The sequence below is a fragment of the Arthrobacter sp. TJ-263 genome (assembly GCF_058269155.1).
In genome coordinates, this window is sequence record NZ_JBZCNE010000001.1 from 237,313 (window position 1) to 257,836 (window position 20,524).

General features: G+C 63.5%; 17 protein-coding genes. 12 read left to right on the plus strand and 5 right to left on the minus strand.

Translation table 11 applies throughout. The features are described from left to right. Nucleotides 1–202: 202 nt before the first annotated feature. Complete coding sequence (locus AC4D2F_RS01120; protein WP_490909181.1) at nt 203–976, minus strand: hypothetical protein; 774 nt, start codon at nt 974–976, stop codon at nt 203–205. Nucleotides 977–2,058: 1,082 nt separating this feature from the next. Here AC4D2F_RS01120 and AC4D2F_RS01125 point away from each other — a divergent pair. Both AC4D2F_RS01125 and AC4D2F_RS01130 read left to right on the plus strand, forming a co-directional pair. Continuing rightward, nucleotides 2,059–2,388 carry a hypothetical protein gene (locus tag AC4D2F_RS01125; protein WP_490909182.1) on the plus strand — a complete coding sequence of 110 codons (330 nt, stop codon included), beginning with the start codon at nt 2,059–2,061 and terminating at the stop codon, nt 2,386–2,388. Between the two features lie 522 nt (nt 2,389–2,910). Next, nucleotides 2,911–3,672 (plus strand): DUF6994 family protein, encoded by a 762-nt coding sequence (locus AC4D2F_RS01130; RefSeq protein WP_490909183.1) that lies wholly within the window; start codon nt 2,911–2,913, stop codon nt 3,670–3,672. A 396-nt stretch (nt 3,673–4,068) separates the two neighbouring features. On the opposite strand, the gene AC4D2F_RS01135 is transcribed toward AC4D2F_RS01130, so the two are convergent. Next, nucleotides 4,069–4,599 (minus strand): hypothetical protein, encoded by a 531-nt coding sequence (locus tag AC4D2F_RS01135; RefSeq protein WP_490909184.1) that lies wholly within the window; start codon nt 4,597–4,599, stop codon nt 4,069–4,071. 649 nt (nt 4,600–5,248) lie between these two features. Between AC4D2F_RS01135 and AC4D2F_RS01140 the strand changes: the two genes are divergently transcribed. The 9 genes from AC4D2F_RS01140 (at nt 5,249) to AC4D2F_RS01180 (ending at nt 15,259) form a co-directional block, all read left to right on the plus strand. Further along, a complete protein-coding gene (locus AC4D2F_RS01140) occupies nt 5,249–5,875 on the plus strand; it encodes a TnsA-like heteromeric transposase endonuclease subunit (protein ID WP_490909185.1) in 627 nt (208 codons plus the stop codon). Further along, a complete protein-coding gene (locus tag AC4D2F_RS01145; protein WP_490909186.1) occupies nt 5,875–7,896 on the plus strand; it encodes a TnsB C-terminal domain-containing protein in 2,022 nt (673 codons plus the stop codon). Before AC4D2F_RS01140 ends, AC4D2F_RS01145 begins: the two co-directional genes overlap by 1 nt. Continuing rightward, a complete protein-coding gene (locus AC4D2F_RS01150; protein WP_490909187.1) occupies nt 7,893–8,978 on the plus strand; it encodes an ATP-binding protein in 1,086 nt (361 codons plus the stop codon). Before AC4D2F_RS01145 ends, AC4D2F_RS01150 begins: the two co-directional genes overlap by 4 nt. An 838-nt stretch (nt 8,979–9,816) precedes the next feature. Continuing rightward, the gene (locus tag AC4D2F_RS01155; protein WP_490910498.1) at nt 9,817–10,908 is read left to right on the plus strand and encodes a zinc-ribbon domain-containing protein; all 1,092 of its coding nucleotides are present in this window, start codon (nt 9,817–9,819) and stop codon (nt 10,906–10,908) included. Nucleotides 10,909–11,051: 143 nt separating this feature from the next. Beyond that, nucleotides 11,052–11,252 (plus strand): hypothetical protein, encoded by a 201-nt coding sequence (locus AC4D2F_RS01160; RefSeq protein WP_490909188.1) that lies wholly within the window; start codon nt 11,052–11,054, stop codon nt 11,250–11,252. A 99-nt stretch (nt 11,253–11,351) separates the two neighbouring features. Then, nucleotides 11,352–11,687 (plus strand): hypothetical protein, encoded by a 336-nt coding sequence (locus tag AC4D2F_RS01165; protein ID WP_490909189.1) that lies wholly within the window; start codon nt 11,352–11,354, stop codon nt 11,685–11,687. Nucleotides 11,688–12,939: 1,252 nt separating this feature from the next. After that, nucleotides 12,940–13,164 carry a YegP family protein gene (locus AC4D2F_RS01170; protein WP_490909190.1) on the plus strand — a complete coding sequence of 75 codons (225 nt, stop codon included), beginning with the start codon at nt 12,940–12,942 and terminating at the stop codon, nt 13,162–13,164. Between the two features lie 31 nt (nt 13,165–13,195). After that, nucleotides 13,196–13,678: a hypothetical protein gene (locus AC4D2F_RS01175; protein WP_490909191.1), complete on the plus strand. Its 483-nt coding sequence runs from the start codon at nt 13,196–13,198 to the stop codon at nt 13,676–13,678. 471 nt (nt 13,679–14,149) lie between these two features. Beyond that, nucleotides 14,150–15,259, plus strand: coding sequence for an AfsR/SARP family transcriptional regulator (locus AC4D2F_RS01180; protein ID WP_490909192.1), 1,110 nt, complete (start codon nt 14,150–14,152; stop codon nt 15,257–15,259). 17 nt (nt 15,260–15,276) lie between these two features. Here AC4D2F_RS01180 and dacB read toward each other — a convergent pair whose 3' ends face one another. From dacB to AC4D2F_RS01195, 3 genes are all read right to left on the minus strand, one after another. Beyond that, complete coding sequence (gene dacB, locus AC4D2F_RS01185; RefSeq protein ID WP_490909193.1) at nt 15,277–16,857, minus strand: D-alanyl-D-alanine carboxypeptidase/D-alanyl-D-alanine endopeptidase; 1,581 nt, start codon at nt 16,855–16,857, stop codon at nt 15,277–15,279. Further along, on the minus strand, nt 16,854–18,116 hold the full coding sequence (locus tag AC4D2F_RS01190) for a serine hydrolase domain-containing protein (protein ID WP_490909194.1): 1,263 nt from the start codon (nt 18,114–18,116) through the stop codon (nt 16,854–16,856). The genes dacB and AC4D2F_RS01190 overlap by 4 nt, the downstream gene beginning before the upstream one ends. Before the next feature lie 170 nt (nt 18,117–18,286). Further along, a complete protein-coding gene (locus AC4D2F_RS01195) occupies nt 18,287–19,333 on the minus strand; it encodes an AAA family ATPase (RefSeq protein ID WP_490909195.1) in 1,047 nt (348 codons plus the stop codon). 237 nt (nt 19,334–19,570) lie between these two features. On the opposite strand from AC4D2F_RS01195, the gene AC4D2F_RS01200 reads away from it, so the two are divergent. Continuing rightward, the gene (locus AC4D2F_RS01200) at nt 19,571–20,401 is read left to right on the plus strand and encodes an SRPBCC family protein (RefSeq protein WP_490909196.1); all 831 of its coding nucleotides are present in this window, start codon (nt 19,571–19,573) and stop codon (nt 20,399–20,401) included. Nucleotides 20,402–20,524 lie beyond the last annotated feature (123 nt).

A 20,524-nucleotide genomic window follows, 5' to 3' on the forward strand; every position in this document is an offset into this window, starting at 1 on the left:
GTGCCGGTGTTGGTGTCGGCTAGGAGTGAGCAGCCGGTGAGGAGTCACAGAGCGACCGCCGCGGATACCAGGTGGTGGTGTCTGCGGCGGTCGCTGGGGTGAGCTGATCTTAAGGTGTCTTCCGTGGTCCGATCAGTTCGTACTGCTGGCACTGTTGTTATGTGCTGCTATCCATCACGGGGCCGATGGATGGTGCTGGTGGTTAGGCGTTGTTGCGGCGGACCATGTAGGTACCGCCGGCTGCTGCGGCCAGGACGAGGCCGCCACCGAGGGCGAGGACGCCGGTATTGGAGCCGGTCTCCTGGGCAACGCCGGTGTCGGCGCCACCGTCAGGCATGGCGCCCATCTGGGTTTCTACCAGGGTGCCGCAGAGTGCGGGCGAGGTCGCGCCGAGGGGGAGATCGGGGGCGATCTCCGAGGGGCTGCCGAAGACCTCTTCGGAGACGCCGGCCGTCGCGGGGTCCAGGCCGTGCACGACGACGACGGCGGTGCCGGCTTCCAGGGAGGCCTTGGTTGCGGCGTCGAGGGTGATCTCACGCTCAACAGAGTAGGTGCCACCCTGGCCGCCGAGGGCGAGGTTCAGGCCCTCGGCCGGGGTGGTGGCGCCCGAGGTGGTGAGGGTGGTGAGAATGTCGCCGTATCCGGGGGCGCCCTCCGCCACGTTGACGATCCCGTTGCCGTCAGCGTCGTCGGCCGTCGTCGGGCAGACGCCCTTGGCTCCACCGTGGATGTGCTGGACGTGGGGGTACGGGGCGTCCATGAAGGTCTCGGCGAGGCCCGACACCTGCAGGTTGACCATGGCCTTGTCACCCTTGACGTCGAGGGTGATGGAGCCGGAGCCGGTGGTGCCATTGAGCTGGCCGAGGGTCGAGGAGTAGGAGTGATCTCCATCGTGCGCCATAGCGGGAGAGCCTGCCATCGTGACGGCGCCGAGGGCGAGGGCCGGTACCGCGAGAAGACGCATCTTCTTATTCATGGGATCAATATCCTTCACTGTGCGATGAGAGCGGGTCCGGATCCGGACCCGCACTGACTGTGATTCGGAGCACTGCGCCGCTTGGATTGCTTCCCCCACAGAACCGGCACTTACCGAAATGTTCGGCGCGTCGTTGTGCTTTCCACCAACCGCAAACCGAAATCACCCTAGAGAGCGAACCACAAGGCTTCCCTCTTCTCGCGGGAGTGACCCGACGCAGGTTGGCGTTCACACGGCTAGGGCCAATAGGCGCTGACTATGTCACCCCCAATCACGCCATGCTGGATAGGAGGGCATGTGGGCCCTCCTGGGATTGGAGAAATCATGAGCACAAGCTCGGGTTTCGCCGGGATCGTGGCCGTCATTGCGGTGGGTGGCAGTGATCTTCGCGTGGTTGCTGGTGGGGGGATTTTGAACCTCGCAGTTGAGAGCAGTGTCTGCTACAGCTCACAGCTGCTGGGATAGCTCGCAAGGGGACGTGAGCGGAGGGCACCGGGCGTCTCTTTGGATCCGCGCGAACAACTCCACTCCCGACTCCATCCAGACCTACTCTCCGCTGAATCACGAAGTAGGGCCAGACATAACCGTCCTACCCGGGCCATCCAAACCTGTCGCAGTCACGCCTAACCACCCTGTCGCAAGGGCTTCTGTCAGATGGCTTTCCTCACTGGCGGACGCCAGGACCTGCAAGACACTGTCTGGCCCGGCCAGCATCAGGCCGGCCACGGTCGCGTCGACCGCCTCACCTGTTGACGGGACCCGTCCTGACGTTTGGCAATATCGACCCGAATCCGGTTCGGTGCATGGTAGCCGCCAGCCCGAGCCACCCGTCGTTGTCATTCGCGTCTTCCGCACCGGGACTTACATGAGCGAAGCTGACCCCAATTGCCCGCCTGTTCCATCCTGCCGGTGCTGCCTAGGTCACTGCCGATAGGCCGGCCCCGACACGGGGCCGAGTCGGGCCGTCGATCTTCATCTTCCTGTCCCCAGCGCCAGCCCGTCACGGCTGATTGCCTGAATCTACATCGTGGTCAGGGCCATTCTCATCGTCGATACTGCCACCTCCCGGTAGGCTGCGGGGCATGAGCCGCCTCTCCGACCTGCTCAACGACTCGAATACCGAGCAGCTCTCCGCCCGCCGCATTCAGGCCGTCGCCGAGGTGCGGGGTGTGAAGGTCACCAATACCTCCATCTCGAAGTACCTGCGTGGGGAGCCGGAGACCCCGTCGGAAAAGGTGCTGTACGCGTTCTCGCTCGCCCTGAACATTCCCATGACCCGGCTCCGGGTGGCGGCCGGGGTGCCCGCCGGCGAGCACGCACCGTTCGTGCTGCCCGAGAGCGCAAACCGGCTCACCGCCCGCCAGCGCGAGCTGGTCCTTCACACCATCCGGGTCCTCCTCAACGAGGAGTAGGCGACGCTGCGCGGGTCTTCCGGATGAGCAGCTTCATCGAACCAGGTCGGCACGGCTGAAGCCGCGGGAGCGCATGTCCTCGAGGATGGCGTCCGGGTCGATCAGCCCGCCCTGCCGCAGGCCGGCGAGGACCTTACGGACCCGGGCTTCGGAGTCGTCGTCACGCTAGCCGCGCTGGCCTAGGTTTTCTATCAGATCGAGTTCGCGCTGCGATGAAGCCATTCCTCCAATGTATCCGGGCCCTTCAGCGGCGGTTTGGAGGAGCCCGGCGCGGCCGCACACTTGTGGCGGGAAAGGGATGAGGTGACCGCGCCATGGGCGGGTCCTGTGGGGCTACCCATCCGGGGGCGGGTAGACGGAGGATGACGACTCAGGAAACCCGGAGTGCTAAGGGCCTCGGGGCGGTGGCCGAGGTGGATGGCCGGAATGACAGGATAACGCCAAGGACCCAGCTTCAGCGCGTTCTCGGGGTTATCACGCGCGCCGTCGGCCTGCTCGCTGACCTGCGCATACAGTTCCCCCATGCGAGTCTTCGACACCTCATTCGACTACAAGTCCGACAATCCCGGCCGGGCCAACTTCGACGCTGACAGGGACAGCGAGCTGCTCAAGTCGGATCATGAGCTGCTGTGGACGAAGGAACTGCCGTCGGGCGTCCTGTTCGAACCGAGAGCACCCACTGAGCCGGGAAAACGCAGGAACAACTACCTGCTATTCGATGGAGGTTCCCTGGGACGGCATGTGTACGGCAGCGACGCCATCACGAACTCCTACTCCGACTGGGTGATACCGCATGCGCTGGCCGGCGCCATTGCCTTGCTGGACGAGGACGAGAAGTCTCGCTTCCTGCGTCAGCCGTACACCATTGGCAGCGCGATGATCTGGCCCGTCCGGAAAGCGCACCCACACACTATGAACAGGGCGCGGAGAAGCAACGTCGGTGACCGCATGGACCTCACCTTGGAGTGCATCCGGCGTCACTATGTAGGAGAACAAGGGAACCCCCTCGCCAAGGTCACCGACGCGTACGCAGACTTCTTCGACCTGTTCGAGGACTTTCCAAACTTCGTGGACTTCTTCCACTTTCAAGACCTGGCGACGGCCGACTACAAGGAGGTCCGGTTTTTCCTGCCGCTGGACAACTTTGATCGCTCCGCGACCCCAGCCACCAAAGAGGAATACGTGGAGTACCGAGAGAACGTGCTCGCGTTCATCCAAAGCCGGAACCGCCGGATGGCCGACTGGGTCACGAAGCACCACCCCGATATTGAGGTCCGCGCGTAGCGCCTGAAGGATCCGTCGACGGGCCCGTCTGGCTCAGATACCCATGTCGTCGTGGACTCCGACGGTGGCGAACATGACCCTGCCGTCGGCGCCGGGCCAGAAGTGCATCCGCCGGGCCGCCGCCGCCCCAATCTGCAGGGCTACCCGCCGGGCGGTGCCGTATTCGGTGTGTTCGATTAGGCCAGTACCCCTTTGGGTTTACCGCGGATCCGGTGCATGTCCCGGCCGGAAGAAGTGTCAGCGATGCCGGTGAGGACCTCCACGGCGACCGCGACAATCTTGGACCTGTCCACTCCCTGGATTTTCTCGGCGCTGGTCAACAAACCTTCGATGAAGCCTAACCCGCCAGAAATATCTCCGCCTTGAGGCTGCCGGGATGCGGGTCGCCCACTCCAGTTAGATCTCGTGGCGGAACTGTGCGGCGGGATCGGTGAACAGGAGACCGGTATCGGCGGCCGCGGTGATCTCCCGGGAGAGCTGACGGGCGCGGGCAGCACGGGTTTGCTCGGTATGGACACTCTCGCGTAGGCGTTCGTTCTCATGGGCCAAGGCGGTGTTCTCAGCAGCCAGAGAGTCCGCATCACCAAGCGCCCGGGTCAGGTCGCCAACGAGTTCAATCCGCTCCCGGGTCAGCAGGGCAACCTGCCGCTGAACCTGATCCAGGGCGGCGCCACCGGCGCCGCGGGAGGGCCCGGGGATGGCCGGCTTCTGGTTTGAAACCGTCAGACGCAACCCGGTGGCCTCGGCCTCAAGTCGGCGGTTCGTTTCGCTGAGATCGTCCAGCGTCGTCCGGATCAACTCCAGGGCGGAGGCAACATCGGTATGCGCAGCAGCGGAGGGCGCAGATGCAGACCGCGGCTGGTGCGTTGTCTTGACTTGGGGCAGAATCTTCCCCTGCTGGACCTGGTTGCGGATCTGCAGGCTCAAGGGACTCGGCGGTCTCCACAGGCTGTGCGGGCCGAGAGCTCCAGACGATCCAGGGTTCGGCGCCGATGCAGAACGGCAGAGCCGGTGTGATTGACCCCAGTTCACAGTCCTCTGCGGTGGAGAACTGCCGCTGCGTGGTGACTCCATCCTCGCCCGTCACCGGCCGACAGTCTATGTTGTCCGAACTTCTAGAAGGCCGGCGCTTCCTGCGGTTTGTGGAGGCGTCACATTCGGCACAAGGCGCTTAATATCTTCCAAAGGCGCCGAGGACAACCGACAAGTATCACAGTCCGCCCATAAATGAGCAGACCGAAGCCGGTAAGAATCGGACTTCGCTGGCAGGGCAACTCTGTTCATAGGTGGCCAGCTTTCCTCGTTTGTACCCAAACATGGATGGTTGACCGGTCCACGGTTCGGACCGTGGGGTTCGCTCCGTACCGACGCCAGGGCCCTAGACACCGCCATGCTGCGGAGGCATCCTGCAACAGACTCGTGTGGCTGGTCTGGAAGGTACGCGGTGAAGCAACGCATACGCGACTCGAATCCGTTCCGAGGTGCTGTCTGTGCGCCGGGCGGTGTACATGTGCTGTGGACGGACGCGTCCGGCATCAATAGGGACCACGTACTAACCGGGCCGACAGATCTTGGCTTGGAACACGCACAGATAAGCCGCAAGGGATACCAGTACCAACACCGACGGAATTACGAGGGGGAGTACTACTGCGCCGGGTCCGACCAGATGATCTGGTTTGAGTCCATGACGGAGTACTCGGCGCTGCTTCACCTGGACCACACAAACAGCCTTGCCGCGGTGTCTGCCCAGCCGTGCTGTCTGGTTTTCGACGACAACACTCGGCACTATCCCGACTTCTATATGGTGACACGGGAGGGGGCAAGGAGTCTCCTTGATGTGCGGCCCGTGAACCGGATCCGAGACGAAGACCGCCAAGTGTTTGCCCGTACCGGCCGAATGTGCGAACTGGCCGGCTGGGGCTACGAGGTGCTGCATGGGGTCACCGGATGGGAACTGCAGAACTTGGAGTTCTTGTCCGCATACCGGATCGGGCCCGCGGCCCCGACGCAGGAGACGCGAGACCGCATGCATTCCCTCCTCAGGGATGGCCCCGAACCCTTGGGGGAATTCTGTCGCAACCTTGACTGCTATGAGCCGTGGAAGTTCCTTCCTGCCACCTATCACCTCATGTTCATACGTGATTTGTCGTATGACGAGTCACGCCCGTTCACCATGGCAACTCGCGTCTGGTGGGACCAGTGATGGACTGGGAGTTCAAGGTCGGCAGCACCATTTCCTTGGACGACGGGGCCTACATCTTCGTCGGTGTGCATGGTGGCATCTTGCTGCTCAGAAGCAGCGCGGACGGCAGCCTGCTGAACCTGCACGTCTCCGAAGTCCACCGCCGGATGGCCGAACCGGTCCCACGACTTGGCGAAGGTTTGGCGACCCACCAACACCTCACGGACCTCTCCCAGGAACAGCGCAAAGAGGTCCAAACAAGGCTCAGGCACGTGCAGGAGGTCATCAACGGAAAAAGCGATGACGCCACCGGCTACCGGCCGGGCTTCGACCCATCCATTACTACCCAGACGCAGCGGCTGGAGCACAAGGTGGAGGAGTTGGCAGCCGCCGGCATCGGTGTTCCGAAGGCCACCCTGAGGAACTGGATGTTTTCCTACAAGAAGGACGGTGTTGTCGCCCTCGTGGACAAACGCTGGCTGCGCCGGTCGGCGGCACTGCCCCACGTTGACCCGAGGGTCTTCGAGGCGGCTGTCTCCGTCATCGCCGCGGCGGCCGGCCCGTCATCAGTGACGGGTTCGGCGCTACTGATCAAAATCAGGGAGCACGTGAAACGGAACCATCCGGGCCAAGAGGTCGCGATGCCCGGGGACAGAACCCTTCGGGACCTGGTTAAGGGACTGTCAGCAGGGAGATTTACGACCGGCAGTGCTAAGAACCGCCGGACTGCCGCGAACGCGCCGCAACGAATGTTTGATCCGCGTCCGGCGTGGTTCCCTGGCCAGGAGGTCCAGATGGACACATCTCCCTTTGACGTGCGGGTCCGCGGCTCGGACGGGATGCCAACGACGGTGAAACTTGCCATCGCTGTCGATAAGGCGACGCGCAGCATCGTTGCCAACACTGTCGGATACAACATTGACGGCGAGGTACTCGCGTACATGCTGGCGGAGATGTCCACGCCCCGTTCCTCACGTGCCGGTTCGGCCCTTGCATTCAACGAACTGGAACTCGATCAGTTGGAATTTGCGCGCGGTTTGAAAATCGACACCGCTTTGGCGGCCGCCCAAGTGCGACCGATGATCAGGCCGGTGCGGATCATCACCGACAACGGTACCGACTACCTATCGGAAACGGTGCGGAACGCTTGCCACCGATTGGGGATTTCCGTCGTGCGCGCGGCCGTTTTCACGCCGACCGACAAGGCCATCGTGGAACGTGACTTCAAAACCATCAAGACGATGTTCGTTCACCATCTGCCCGGGAACACCGGGGGATCCGTCGAGAACCGCGGCCGCGACATCGATTCCGAGGACCTCATCGGTGTCGAGACTCTGGCGCTGCTCTTCGACCGGTGGGTGGATGTGGTGTGGCAGAACCTGCCGACCGAGGCGCTGCGCGACCCGGAGTTCCCGCAGGTCCTACACAGCCCAAATTCGATGTACGAGTCTATGTTCCGATTCATCGGGACGGTTCCGGTTCCCTTAGATGAGACGGACTACATATCGTTGCTACCGTCCGTGCTGCTGACCATCCAACGAGACGGCATCACGTTCAATCGCCGGCGCTACGATTCCCCGGCTCTCAACCCGTTCCGCAAACGCGATAGCACGCGGAAGGCACCGCAATACCGCGTTCACTACCGGCGCCATCACCCGAACCAGTTGTGGGTGTTTATTCCGGAAACAGGCGAGCATATTCCCTGTCCCTGGCGGAATCAGGACGCCTTCGCTCACCCGTACTCGCGGGCGATCAGGGAGATGGCTGTAGCGACGGACGCCGGTGCTGTGAGCACTTCGGATGACCGGCACGCCACCTCTGCCGCCCTCATAAAGGGCGTCCTAGCCGCGGCGCAGCGTGAGGAAAAGAAGGACAGGGCCGATGCTGACGAGCGGCAACTAGCGGACGCCCAAGGCCGGAAACCGCGCAATCGAGCCACGGCCTTGAGCAGTCCACCCCAACGTGCGCCACGGCAGCTGCCGAACACGGTCGCTGATAAATACTTCCCGACTATCGGCTCGGCAACGGAGGAGGACCGGTGAGATTCACCGACCCGGACCGCAAAATGCCCACCCGTTGGGACGGACTGTGCCAGCGAATGGAGAGCCAGCACAACGCCTTTGAGCGGATCGACTTGAACGACTACCTCGCGCTCGGGGCGGAGGACCGCCAAGCCTACGACCATGCCCGTATCGATTTCATCTCCGGGGGAATCGTCCTTCGTATCCCGACCATCGATAATGCAATCAAAGCGGTGAAGGTTGCCATGGACCAGAACTCGTCGTCTGGGCGTGACGATCATCTGGGCGTGATCATCAGTGCCCCGGGTTCCCACGGAAAAACGACAGCGTGCATGGTGCTGTTGGGACACGTGTACGACGCTTACAAGGCCCGCTTCGGCAGTATTCCCCGCGGTGTAGTGCCGGTCGCATTCGTCTCCGTCCCCGCTGTGGCGACCCAGAAGAGCCTGGTCATGGCCCTGGCTGACTTTTATGGGTTGCCCTACGCGGGGCGCATTTCCCAACCACAACTGGCCCGGATGGTGTGCGAGGCGATCCATCAGAGCCACACCCAGCTCATCGTATTGGACGAGCTACAGAACATAGCCGGCATCGGGCCACACAAATCAGAATCGCTGGCGACCCTGAAGCAATTTTCGAACCAAGTGGCGGCTACCTTCGTGTATTCCGGTGTTGATCTGCTGGGAACCAACATGCTGGCCGGCACGGCAGGAGCCCAGCTTACCCGTCGCGCCTCACTTGTGGAGGTCACGACCTTTGAGAAGACAAGCGCCGAAGGCCGACAATACTGGGACACCTTCATTCGCTCCCTGGGCCGCGCAATGCCGTTATTCGGAACAAGCCCAGACAACCTAGTGGCCATGTCCAATCTGCTGTACGAACGGACCGGCGGCAACATCGGCTCGTTGCGCAACCTGCTCTCTCAAACCGCCATCAAGGTCATCGAAGACGGCGACCCCAGGCACGAAAGCCTCGACGAAAACCTCATCCAGCAAGCTGTCCTTGACGCCGCGGCCGAACAGGAACTTGATTTCACAGAGTGGGCCCCCCTGCCGGGCGCACGCAGCCGACGGAGGACGTTGAGAAGCAATGTCGATGACTGAGCGGACCCGGCTGGTGCCATCCTTGTACCCGGTCCCCGTGCAGGCAGAAAGGATCTCGAGCCTCGCCCTGCGCACTGAAGAGCGAATGGCCGCGCCGCCAGGACTGCTGTGGTCAATGGCCGTTGGGCGGGCCCGCATCATCCATGGCCGCGCTGCCACCAGGGCGCAAGTCAGAGATCAACTGGTGGAATTGCTGGCGTCCCTGCTTGGCTCAGAACATGTTCCTGCTGACATCCCACATCGGCGGGAGGAGTGGATACAGCACGCCTGCCCTGAATGTGCTGGCGGCCAAAGGGCGGAACTGTCTGGTCCTGGCCCGGCTGTTTGCTTCACTCATCAGCTCTGGACCGGTCCCGTTCGGCGCAGCGGGCCGAGGCGACCGGACCGACTTTTCCCGCCGCACCCGGCCCACGGGCAACCTGTTAGCACTGAGATTTCGGCCGCATGGGAAAATGTCGAACGACTCTTAGAAGGGAGGATTCTGTCGTACGAGGATATTTACTATGTTTATGGCCTGATTGGTATTTGGCGCCGAGGAGCGCCGGGTGGCGGACCGGAACCGGCCGATCTGCTGGCTGCCGCCGCTATGGGGGAAGTGCTGCACGATGGTGAACTCCAAAGGCAGTGGATGGACCCGGGTATCCCTGCGCAGTGGGCATACAGGAGCCTTTCGGAACTCCTGGCCGAGCGCATAAGCGGAGCGGACAAGCGGCTCATTGATGTAGCTTGGTTGGCCGCACGCCCCACTGTTGCCCACCTGCGCGGAACTTTCCTGAAGGAACCCGGTTGCGGGCAGGCTAACCCACAAATTTTGGCACGGTTTACTCCAGAAGCGGCTATGCGGCCGCTCGAACCATTCAGCCGCTACCTAGACGCCGTGGATGAATCCGCCTTTGATCGGGAAATCCTGTTTCCACGTACCCCAGCGGGGATCCTATGCCGCTTTGGACACACAGGAAAAATCTGGTATGGCACGGGCAACGAACCGATCTGTCCGGTGTGCACTGGCGGCCGTGTTACTCCGAGGTTGAACTCCATCGTAGAAACTCACCCGGCGATCGCAGCCCAATGGGTGCGGCCTCTCAATGGACAAGCCCTGACACCGGAAACAACCGGTGCTGGGTCCAATCAGCGGGTGCTGTGGGTTTGCCCGAATGGCCACGAATTTCCCGCCATCGTGGTGAACCGCACCGAACATGGTAGCGGTTGCCCAATTTGTGCTGGCCGAAAGGTGATGCCGGGAGTCAACGACCTTGCCTCTACTCACCCGGACATCGCAGCCATGCTCCTTGGCGTCGACCCGACTACTTTCCGGCCAGGCTCGGGCAGCAAACAGACCTGGCGATGTTCTAACGGGCGTCACACTTTCGAACGTTCCGTCAACAGCATGGTACGTCAGGGTGGATCCTGCGCCTTTTGTACTGGTCGCCGAATCCAAGCTGGAGAGAACGACCTCGCCACTTGTTATCCGAACATAAGCGCTGAATGGCATCCCTACCGCAACGGAGACCTGACCCCAGAGGAAGTGGGACCGGGTTCCAAATGCCTCGTGTGGTGGTTGTGCCCCCGTGGCCACGACTACCAGACGCTAATCCGAAGACGAACCGGCCCCGACAAGGCAGGATGCACAACTTGTTCAGGACGCAAGCTAGTCTCCGGCGTCAACGACTTGGCTACCCGCTACGCTGCAATCGCCCGGGATTGGGACGTTAGGCGTAATGGTATGGCTGCCTCTCGAGTTCTCCCGGGAAATCAGCTTCGTTGGTGGACCTGCTTATGCGGACATACCCAGCACCAATTTTTTATAAATCGCTTAAGGTCCGGCGGTTGCACATTGTGCGAGCCAGTGGAGCGGGTGGCGGGTGGCAGGCGGAAGGGCACCCGAGCTAGAAACGGATGGGGCAAACGGAAGAGATCGCTGATGTCCTGAACTATTTGGAGATACGGGGCGGGGACTAAGCTTTCACCGGGCTCCTCGTTATGCGGTGCTTGCGATATTCGCGCTTCCGGGTCCATGGACCACCCGTCGGCATCGGACGATCATGGAATCAGTCAGGATATGGGAGGTTATGGATGACTGGACTCAGGGAGAACGGCCCGACGCGCAAGGAACAGCTGTTCAGGCAGCTACGACGTGAAATCCTCGCCGCACGCCTCAAGGTGACCCTGGACGAGCAACTGGGCCGGGAAACCTCCCCGGTGGTGGAGAGCCTGGCCGGCATGGACCTGCCACAGATCGCCATGAGACACCGAATCGATACCGAGACGGTTTAGAGACTTCCGGCGGTGCGAAGTTTGGCTGGTATGAAATTGCCGCCGTTGATCAGACCTTAGCGTCGCGGCCGTGAATTGACTGAAGGCAGAGGTTGACACATGGCGACCAAAGACGAGTTGGTCAGGGCCCTGCGCCGCGAGATTTTGGCTGCTGAGATGAAGGTTCGTCTCGACAATGAGTTGGGGCCTGAGACCTCCTCGATTGTGAAGCGTCTGGCCGCGATCAAGTTGCCGCCCCTCGTGGGGTCGTGCCGCCCATCCAGTAAAGCGACCGAGAAGAGGACCTATGGACTGACGCGCGAGGAACAGCTGTTCAGGACGCTGCACCGCGAGATCTTCGCCGCTGAGATGAAGGTTGCTCTTGATAAGGAGCTGGGGCGTGAGACGTCTCCTGCCGTGCGGAGGCTGGCTGGGATGAAGCTGCCACCGATCTAAAGACGGTTTGACTGCGCCGGTGACGCCTAGACCGAAGCAGGAGGGCCACGGCGTCCCCCCAGCAGGAGCAGGCGGGTTGTGGTTGAAGTCGTGACGATCAGCGCGAAGGCAAATGGCTGATCCATCACCAGGAAGTCCTCAAATGAGTACGCACTCGGGGCAAGACACCTAGCAGCAAATGTTCATCATTCGCCTACGTAGCGGCGGGCGCGCGTTATGCGAACCGATGGACCGGGTTGCATGGCGGACGTGCGACGAAGTCGATGACGATGGAACAGCATGAAGAAACCTGCTGAGTCAACAGCACCGAACGCCTCGGCGTAAGGACGCATAGGGCATCGGCTGCACATTAATGAGGAAGGGCCGCGGCCGCGCGGCTGAGCCCGAAAAGTAGCAAGTGTTCTTGCAACGTTCGGCCTTCCTCGCAGAGAAGATGCGCGGAACTGCGCAGGTGTCTACATGCGACTGAATCCCAGATATATGTTCGAGTCACAGTCTCTGTGAGATTCCGACCTGACGGAGCAAGGTCTGGAAGCTAGAGCAGGAATGGATTCGTCGCCGGGCATTGCCCAGGTGTGAGCGGGGACCGGCGTGGAGCAGCGCGGACGCGGCTCGAAGAAGCAGACAGCCGCATTGGAATTCTTCCAATGCGGCTGTCTGCTTTCGCATGCAGGGAACCGTTGACCGGGTTGGGGACGGATGCTCCGCCGGCCTCGGTGCCGATCCTTCTCAGGCAAGTTCACCAGCGCCCCGTCGGGGGCGTCGCTCTTCAGTGATGGTGCGTCACCCTTGCCTGTGCATGTCGAACGGCCTCCACGGCTGTGCGACCTTTCGCGCGGGCGCCGGCGGTGATGGCCGATGTGTCGGAGATGACCTACAGGTCTGGCAGGGAGCGAACGACGTTCCCTCCGCCGCGCAGTAGGTTCACCGTGTTCAGGACGCGATGAGCGATCGGCCCAGTCGGCCGACGCGCCATACGACGAGGGTGTCGCCCTCCCCGCTTCAGGTGAGGAAGAAACAGGGTGCCAGCACACGGCGGTAGCAGGTACGCATCCTGAGTGGTGTGGCGTCTAGACCCTCAGCAGTGGTTACTCGCGAGTACCGGAGGAGACCTTTACCATATAGAACGTGTGGCTGGGGTCACATTTGGGGGCTTGTCCCGTTGCCGTACCGACTGGTATGCACCGGGACACTCCGAATCAAATGACGAGCCCGAGCGGTCCTTCTGCCCGGGCGACCACAGGAGGCAGCCATGGCCGGAACGTTCGAGCTCTTTCAGGACGAAGGCACTTCCTTCGTGTTCAGGTTGAAGGCTCCCGACGGGGAAGTCGTAGCCGTATCCGGGCAGTTCTCCGACAAGGCGTCCGCCGTCGAGGGGATCCGTGCCATCCGTGAGTGCGCCGGAACGGGTTTGATCACGGACCTTTGCCCATCGACTCCTCATGATGCGGTGGTGGAGAAGCCCGGCGCCGCCTGAAATCTGTCCTTCGGGCACCATCGGCCCACCTGTGGATGATCCGTCAACCATCGAGGCTCGGACCTTCCCTGCTGCCGCCCCTGAGCATCTCAAGAGTTGTGGTGATCACGAGCAGAGTCAGCAGCGGATACCGGGTCCAGGCGAATTACTGATAGCGAAAAAAGGGATCATGAAAACATCAGGACAGTTCCATTTCCGTGAGGTCGAACTTTCCTTGGCCCATATCGAGGACGATGTGGGCGAGGACATTCCTGCCGACCTCCCGGCGTCCCGGCGAGACGTGGTGTCATTGGAGTACGAACGGATCACGCTGGCCCAAACGGTTCAATACGCGCTCCGGAACCTTGAAACGGAGTCCTACAATCAGGACGATGCTCGACGGATGCTCTCGGCCGCCGTACTGGACCTGGACAGACTCGACCGACTACTGTCCCGGACGCGCACCACTCGGGCAGCACTCGAAAACCCTGCGGCGCACCAAGGGCTCGATCACTGCGAGCTCTCCAACGCCTGAGCCCCGTCGGGTTGGCGGGAGGGACATGACGCGATGCTACGATCCCGGGAAATTCCGGGAACGGCGTGCATCCCACCGGCCTCTTCGAGTTTCGCCTCCGTGTCCCGTGCCCGGGCGGGGGAGGGGGGGCGAACGCGGCCTCGGTGTTGAGCAGGGCGATCACATCAGGTCCACCAGGCCCGTAGGCCCGGCGAGTTCGGCTGGGGCTCCCGCGAGTGTTATCGCTTCGGGCATCGAGCGGCTACTCGCCTGGGCACCGGATTGCTACCTACCGACCACTCGCTATTACTCCAATGAAAGCCGCGGGACCCGCAAATCGATGGTCCGGTAAAAGTCGAGTAGTGGCTTCATTGTTCGGGGCAATTAGCGGATGCCACAGTGGGCGTGGCAGCAAGGGGAGCGTCTTTGGACGGTGAATTCTCCATTCTTGAGCGTTTGCGTGCGACGCGATAGTCGATACCGGAGTATGGCATGGAACCGACCGCTGGGGTCACACCGATCGTATCTGTTCGACTATTCGGCAATTTCGAGTTGCGGCGCGACGATATTGTCCTCACGTCGACCGATATGGGTGGGTGCACGCCACGGCACATCCTGGAGATACTGCTGCTGAACATCGGCGTCGAGATGTCGAACGACCGGCTGATCGACTTCCTCTGGGGCGACCAGGCGCCGGACGGTGCTCTGCAAACGCTCGAACGCTACGTCTTTCAGCTGCGACGGCTCGTCCAGCCCGACCGGACCAGAACCGGGCCGCTGCGGACCATGAACGGTAGCTATGTCCTTGATCCTGCGCTCATCGATTCCGATCTCGACCTGTTCCACCACCTGGTCCGCGAAGCCGGTTCTGCACCCCCGGCGGTCGCCTATCCGCTCCTGCGCCGCGCACTGGACCTGTCGGCGGCCCCGCTGCTCGGCGACGAGACGGTTTCGCAGTGGGCGATCGAGGCACGGCGACAGATCGCCGCGCAGCGTGGTGAGCTGCAGACCCGGGTGGCCGAAATCGCCAGTGCCCTCAATCTTCCGTCAGAGGCCATCGGGTGGGCGCAGGCAGCTCCTGGCGCGGACGAACGGGTCGGGCTCTGCGCCGAAGCGTTGACGGCGGACGACCGATGTCGGCGAACCTTCCACCGGGAGTCCGCCCGCAGCCTTGGTTCGGCCCCGCGGGCTCTCCATGTCTGGCTCTTCCGCCACACTGCGGCAGCGGATGATGACCTGCCCGAGGCTTCCGAGATGCTCATCTGTCGGAGTCGCCCGCTCCGCGGAACCGTTTCTCCCGTATGGACGGCAGGCGCGGGCCTCAACGTCGAAGGCACCCCAATGGGTTCTCGGCTTCTTCCTCCGCCGCACCCGACAAACGGCCTGATAACGACTTTGAAAATCGCCCAGGTCCTGATGCTCCTCGCAGCGCTCGTCATCGGCGCGACAGCGCCCGTTCCTAACGGACAGACAATGCTCTCCTTCACGATGCTCGGGTGCGTCCTCCTCATCGGCCGCTACGGCCATCCTCGCGTCGATGCCGAGGTCGCCCTGGGACCATGCCTGCAACACCGACAAGGCGCTGACCAACCCGGGCACTGAGCTCGGCGCGCGCCCGATCAGAACCCCTGCTGGACGGCCGCCGCCACCGCCCCGACGTCGTCGTTCGCCTTGAACACCCCGTCGATGTCGTCCGCGAACCCCTGGTTCATGATGATCGTGAAGGCGACGGTCCGGCCACTCTCGGTCTCCATCACGCCCCCGAGCGTCTTGGTACCGAGCCGGAGGCGTCCGTTGAAGGAGTCGCCACCGGCCAGGGTGCCCGTCTTGGCAAAAACCTTTCCCGCGGCGGGACTGTCGGCCTGCACGGTCGAGAGCGAGCCGTCCACGCCCAGGATCGGGAGGGTATCCCGCCAGCGCTCGGCATCCGGACGGTCCGCCATGATCGTCTGGATCTGGACGGCATTCTCGGCCGTGATGTAGTTGCCGTCGAGCCCCGAGCCGTCGATCAGGGAGGCACCGGTGATGTCGAGGCCGGCGTCCTTCCAGATCCGGCCGGCCTCGCTCATGCCGGTGCTGCAGTCGTCCTTGCCGGTCTCCACGGCCAGGAGGCAGACGAAGGTCTGGGCACCGCGGTTGTAGCTGATCTTCATGACATACGTCGCTTCCTCCGCGAGCGGCAGCGACTCGAGCTCCGCAACGGACGGAAGCGCGTCGATGTCGGCCTGCGGTGCGAGAGTCGCGGCCGAGTTCACGGCGGTCGGGTCGCCGTCCACCGACACACCGGACCGCCCGAGTGCCTCGATGAACGCCGTGCGGGCGAAGGTCGCGGGGTCCTCCAGCACGAGCACCTTCAACTGTGGGTCGCTGTCGGCGGCGATCGTGCCGCTGATCACGATCTCACCGCCCCCTGCCGATTCCGGATTCGTCACCTCCGCCTGTTCGCCGGCAGCAACTGTCCGGATGTCGCTCACCACGCGCCACGGTTCGACGGCAGGAGTCAGCTCCACCGTCGCCGATTTTCCGACCTCTCCCGGCGTGATCTGGAGATCGAGGATGTTCTGGTTGATGATGATCGGGGTGATCGGTTCTCCAGCCAGCTCACCCGCGAAGAGTCGATCGTCGACGACGACCTCCCCGCTGACCGAGTCGATTCCGGAGGCCTTGACCTGCGTAGCGAGCTCGTTCAATCCCGTCAGCGGGTCCTCCGGCGTGAGCGTGGCCCCGGGAAGCGGATTGGCATCGTTGTGATCGAGATTCGTGAAGTCGACGGTGCCGTCGGGCTTCGTCCGCCCGCCCATCGTGAGGTCTCCCTTGCCGACGAGGACGAGGTCGCCCTGGAGTGCCCCGTCGACGACCTCGCCGACCCGTTTCACCGGGGTGGTGAGCGTGTGATCCGGCCCCCAGGTCAGCCATGCCGCACCCACACTGTAGGTCTTCACGAACGAGCCCGGCTCGGCCATCTTGGCCCCGTCGAGGTCGATCAGCACCTCACCCGTCTCGATGTCCGTGGCCGTGATCTGCCAGCGACCGTTCGCGTACTCCTGCTGGTTCATGACCTCCAGCGCGGCATCCGGTACCTGCGACACGGGTCTCGTGTCGCCGGCGGGGGCGGGTCCGGCGGTGCACGCCGTCGCCCCTGCAGCGACAAGCATCAGCGCAGCCGCCGCTGCTGTTGTTCTCCGAAGGCGTCGGATCATGGCGTTGCTCCAATCTCGATGACCGCCGCGAGGCGACGGAAGAGCTGGTCGGCGGGATGGGCGCCGGATTCCTCGTTGGACAGGTTCATGAAGACCACGACGGATGCGCCGGTGTCCGGCTGATGGAAGAGGGCAGCGGTGAAGCCGAAGCCCTCACCGTTGTGACCCCACCAGCCCCCGGTCTTCCCGATGCCGAGCGCATAGAGGTCGTAGGGAGGGCCGGCGTCCAGGGGCGCTCCTACGAGGCGTTCCGCCTGGGTCGATGCCTCGAGCAACGCGCCGGTCGCGAGCGTCTCCGCCCAGGCGCGCCCGTCGTCGAGGGTGGAGACCATCGATCCTGCCGGACCGAAGACGGACAGGTTGGGTGCCTGCGGCTCGGGCCCGTCGGCGGTGGGCGCATAGCCCACCGGGTGGGCGGTGTCCCACGTCGATGCGTCGACGATGTACTCCGTGCCGGCCTGGTCGAGCGGCTCGAGGATGAGGTCATCCAGCACGGCATCGAACGGCTGTCCTGTCGCCTGCTCGACGACGGCGCCTAGCAGGTTGGTGTTCGCGTTGGTGTAGACCTTCTCGGTACCCGGTGCGAACCGGGCGGGCTTGCCCAGCATGAATCCGTTGAGGTCCTCGAGGGTGAAGATGCGCTCCGGATCCTCGGAGAACGCGGCGACGAAGTCCTCGTTGGTGTAGTCGGCGTTGCCGCTGCTCATACCGGCGAGCTCGCGCAGGGTGATCCGGTCACCGTCGGTCACACCCTCGACGTACTCGTCGATCGTGTCGTCGAGCGAGATCACGCCCTCGCCGGCGAGCTGCAGGACGAGCGTCACGGTGTAGGACTTGGTGATGCTGCGCAACGGCCACTGCATCCCGGGATCGACGGCTACGCCCATCTCGAGGTCGGCACTACCGAAGACCGAGGTCCACGTGCCCTGGCCGGGGATCCAGACGCCCACGGCAGCGCCGGGCACCCCGTACTCGGCCATCGTGCGTTCGACGGTCTCCTGGAGGTCGGAGCGCAGTCCCCCCGGTAGTTCTCCTTCCGGCGCGACCGGGCGTTCCGCAGCCGTGGAGGACGCTGCGGAGGACGCTGTGGAGGACGCTGCAGAGGACCCGGTGGAGGAGGACGTGGAGGAAGGATCGGGAGAGGCGGCGGGCGATGCCCCGACGCATCCGGAGAGCAGGATCGCTGCGGTGAGGCTGGTGGCCACACCGGCGCCGAACGCCCGTGCGTGGCGACCGGACAATGCGATGCTTCTCGTCACGAGCAGCTCCCTACCTCGTCAGCACCGCGGAACTGTCCAGCAGCGCGAGAAGGATCGCGACACGGTGTGATCGGTTCACATGCAATCCCCGCAACCTAGTCCTGTCCCGGCGGGGGCCACCAGTGACCTAAGTCCATGTTTTGCGGCACCTCGCTGCCGCGATCCCGCCCCTACGGCCAGGTCCGCCAGTTCCACCAGTGCGATGACTCGGGCTCCACCTGGGGCTGCGCCTCCGGCTCGGGTTCCTCACCCAGCGCCTCCGCGGCCTCGACGAGGTCTGCGCTCGTGAGCGTCATGACGTCGTCGCGGCCGAGGGTATCGAGACTCCGGCCGGCGTCGAGCGACAGCCTCAGCGCCTGGCGATTGAGGGCCTGCTCGAACAGGGTGCGGGCGAAGCGGGCATTGCCGGAGTCCTCACCGGCGTGGATGTTGGCGAGGATGCGGCGCAGCATCTCGTCGGCCCCGGGCTCCAGGGTGTACTCGTGCTGGGTCAGCATCTGCTTGAAGATCGTCTCGAGAGCATCGACGGAGTAGTCGGGGAAGGTGATCTCCCGCGCGAACCGGGAGCGCAGGCCGGGGTTGGAGAGCAGGAACGACTCCATCAGCCGCGGGTAACCGGCCACGATCACCACCATGCGGTGACGGTGGTCCTCCATCCGCTTGAGCAGCACCTCGATGGCCTCGGGGCCGAAGTCCATCCGGCCGTCCTCCGGGGTCAGGGCGTAGGCCTCGTCGATGAACAGGACGCCGTCCAGCGCCCGGCGGATGACCCGGTCCGTCTTCATCGCCGTCGCGCCGACGTACTGCCCCACCAGGGCCGACCGGTCGACCTCCACCAGATGGCCCTTCTGCAGCAACCCCACCGCTCGGTACATCTCGGCCAGGAGGCGCGCAACGGTCGTCTTGCCTGTGCCGGGATTCCCGAGGAACACCAGGTGCTGCGACGTGGCGACCTCCGGCAGGCCGTGTGCCTTCCGGCGGGCCTGGACCTGGAGCAGCGCGACGAGCGCCCGCACCTGTTCCTTGACGCTTTCCAGCCCGACCAGGGCGTCGAGCTCGGCCTGCACCTCGGCGAGCGGCCGGGCGGGTCCGGGCCGTGCACTGAAGAGTTCACCGACCCGGTCATCGCCGCGCTCCGAACCCGGAAGCTTGATCTGATCGGCCAGGTTGCTGATCGTCTCGCGCAACTCGTCGAGTGGATTGCGGCTGGCTGCCATGAGTGTCTCCTGGGGCTATGTGGACTGCGGGACGGGATCCACGGGGTCGGACCGTGGGGCTGATCGGCACGGAGTCCTGGAAGTGCCACTCAACTGTAATCCTGCAGAAAAACCCCTGATTCGGCCGGACGACCTGCCACAGAGACCCGACCTGCGTTATACTAAGCTAGCTGATCAATTGCTTCAGTTGGTCGTGCACCGCTAGTTCGTACCTTGTCCCAACCCGAAGGAGACGCCATGAGCACGAAGGTTGAAAAGAGCATTCTCGTCAACGTCCCGGTGAGCACCGTCTACAACCAGTGGACCCAGTTCGAAGAATTCCCCCACTTCATGGGTGGCGTCAAGAAGGTCACCCAGCTCGACAACCAGCGGCTCAACTGGGTCGTCGAAATCGGTGGGATCCGTCGTCAGTGGGACGCGACCATCCTGGAGCAGGTGCCCGACAAGAAGGTGTCCTGGGCCGCGACCGAAGGTGCCACGAACGCCGGCTCGGTCTCCTTCGACGACGTCGGAGGCGGACAGACCCAGGTCCACCTCGTCCTCGAGTACGAGGCCGAGGGCCTCGTCGAAAAGATCGGCGACAAGCTCAACGTCGTCGAGAACCAGGCCGAGGGAGACCTCAAGCGCTTCAAGGCATTCATCGAAGACGAGGGCTATGCCACGGGAGCGTGGCGTGGAACGGTCGGAACCGGCGTCCGTACCGGCGAGCCCGGCGTCGAGGATGCCGCCGAGTCCCGCGGTGACAGCGGAAAGGCAGGAGTCTCCGGCAAGGTAGCCGCCGGTATCGGCCTCGCCGCTGCCGCTGCAGCTGTCGGCGTCGCCGCCAGCAAGAAGAAGGACGACGACGACACCGTCGTGGAGGAAGACGTCACGCTCACGCCCGTGACCGACGCTGCCCCCGAGGTGTACACGACCGACGACGCCGTACTCTCGCGCAGCACCGAGGACGTGCTCCTGCCCGTCGAGGACGTCGATCCGGCATCGAGCGGGACGCAGACCGGTACCGCGAAGGACCCGCTGGCCGATCCGCTGCTGAACAAGGACCGCCCCACCGGTGGAGCGCTCTGATCACTGAGTGACACTCACCCTGCAGGGGGTGGGACCCAGGTTGCGTCAGCCACCCACTCCACCAGGAGTGGGTGGCTGACGGCTTTTCTGTGGTCGAATGCCAGGAGGACTTCGACCGGTACC

What these genes read in the sequence shown, in the direction of transcription:
- AC4D2F_RS01170 (WP_490909190.1), top strand. Translation starts at nt 12,940, where the DNA reads ATGGCCGGAACGTTCGAGCTCTTTCAGGACGAAGGCACTTCCTTCGTG.
- AC4D2F_RS01155 (WP_490910498.1), top strand. Translation starts at nt 9,817, where the DNA reads ATGCGGCCGCTCGAACCATTCAGCCGCTACCTAGACGCCGTGGATGAA.
- AC4D2F_RS01145 (WP_490909186.1), top strand. Translation starts at nt 5,875, where the DNA reads ATGGACTGGGAGTTCAAGGTCGGCAGCACCATTTCCTTGGACGACGGG.
- AC4D2F_RS01130 (WP_490909183.1), top strand. Translation starts at nt 2,911, where the DNA reads ATGCGAGTCTTCGACACCTCATTCGACTACAAGTCCGACAATCCCGGC.
- AC4D2F_RS01195 (WP_490909195.1), bottom strand. Translation starts at nt 19,333, where the DNA reads ATGGCAGCCAGCCGCAATCCACTCGACGAGTTGCGCGAGACGATCAGC.
- AC4D2F_RS01165 (WP_490909189.1), top strand. Translation starts at nt 11,352, where the DNA reads ATGGCGACCAAAGACGAGTTGGTCAGGGCCCTGCGCCGCGAGATTTTG.
- dacB (WP_490909193.1), bottom strand. Translation starts at nt 16,857, where the DNA reads ATGATCCGACGCCTTCGGAGAACAACAGCAGCGGCGGCTGCGCTGATG.
- AC4D2F_RS01200 (WP_490909196.1), top strand. Translation starts at nt 19,571, where the DNA reads ATGAGCACGAAGGTTGAAAAGAGCATTCTCGTCAACGTCCCGGTGAGC.
- AC4D2F_RS01180 (WP_490909192.1), top strand. Translation starts at nt 14,150, where the DNA reads ATGGAACCGACCGCTGGGGTCACACCGATCGTATCTGTTCGACTATTC.
- AC4D2F_RS01125 (WP_490909182.1), top strand. Translation starts at nt 2,059, where the DNA reads ATGAGCCGCCTCTCCGACCTGCTCAACGACTCGAATACCGAGCAGCTC.
- AC4D2F_RS01120 (WP_490909181.1), bottom strand. Translation starts at nt 976, where the DNA reads ATGAATAAGAAGATGCGTCTTCTCGCGGTACCGGCCCTCGCCCTCGGC.
- AC4D2F_RS01160 (WP_490909188.1), top strand. Translation starts at nt 11,052, where the DNA reads ATGACTGGACTCAGGGAGAACGGCCCGACGCGCAAGGAACAGCTGTTC.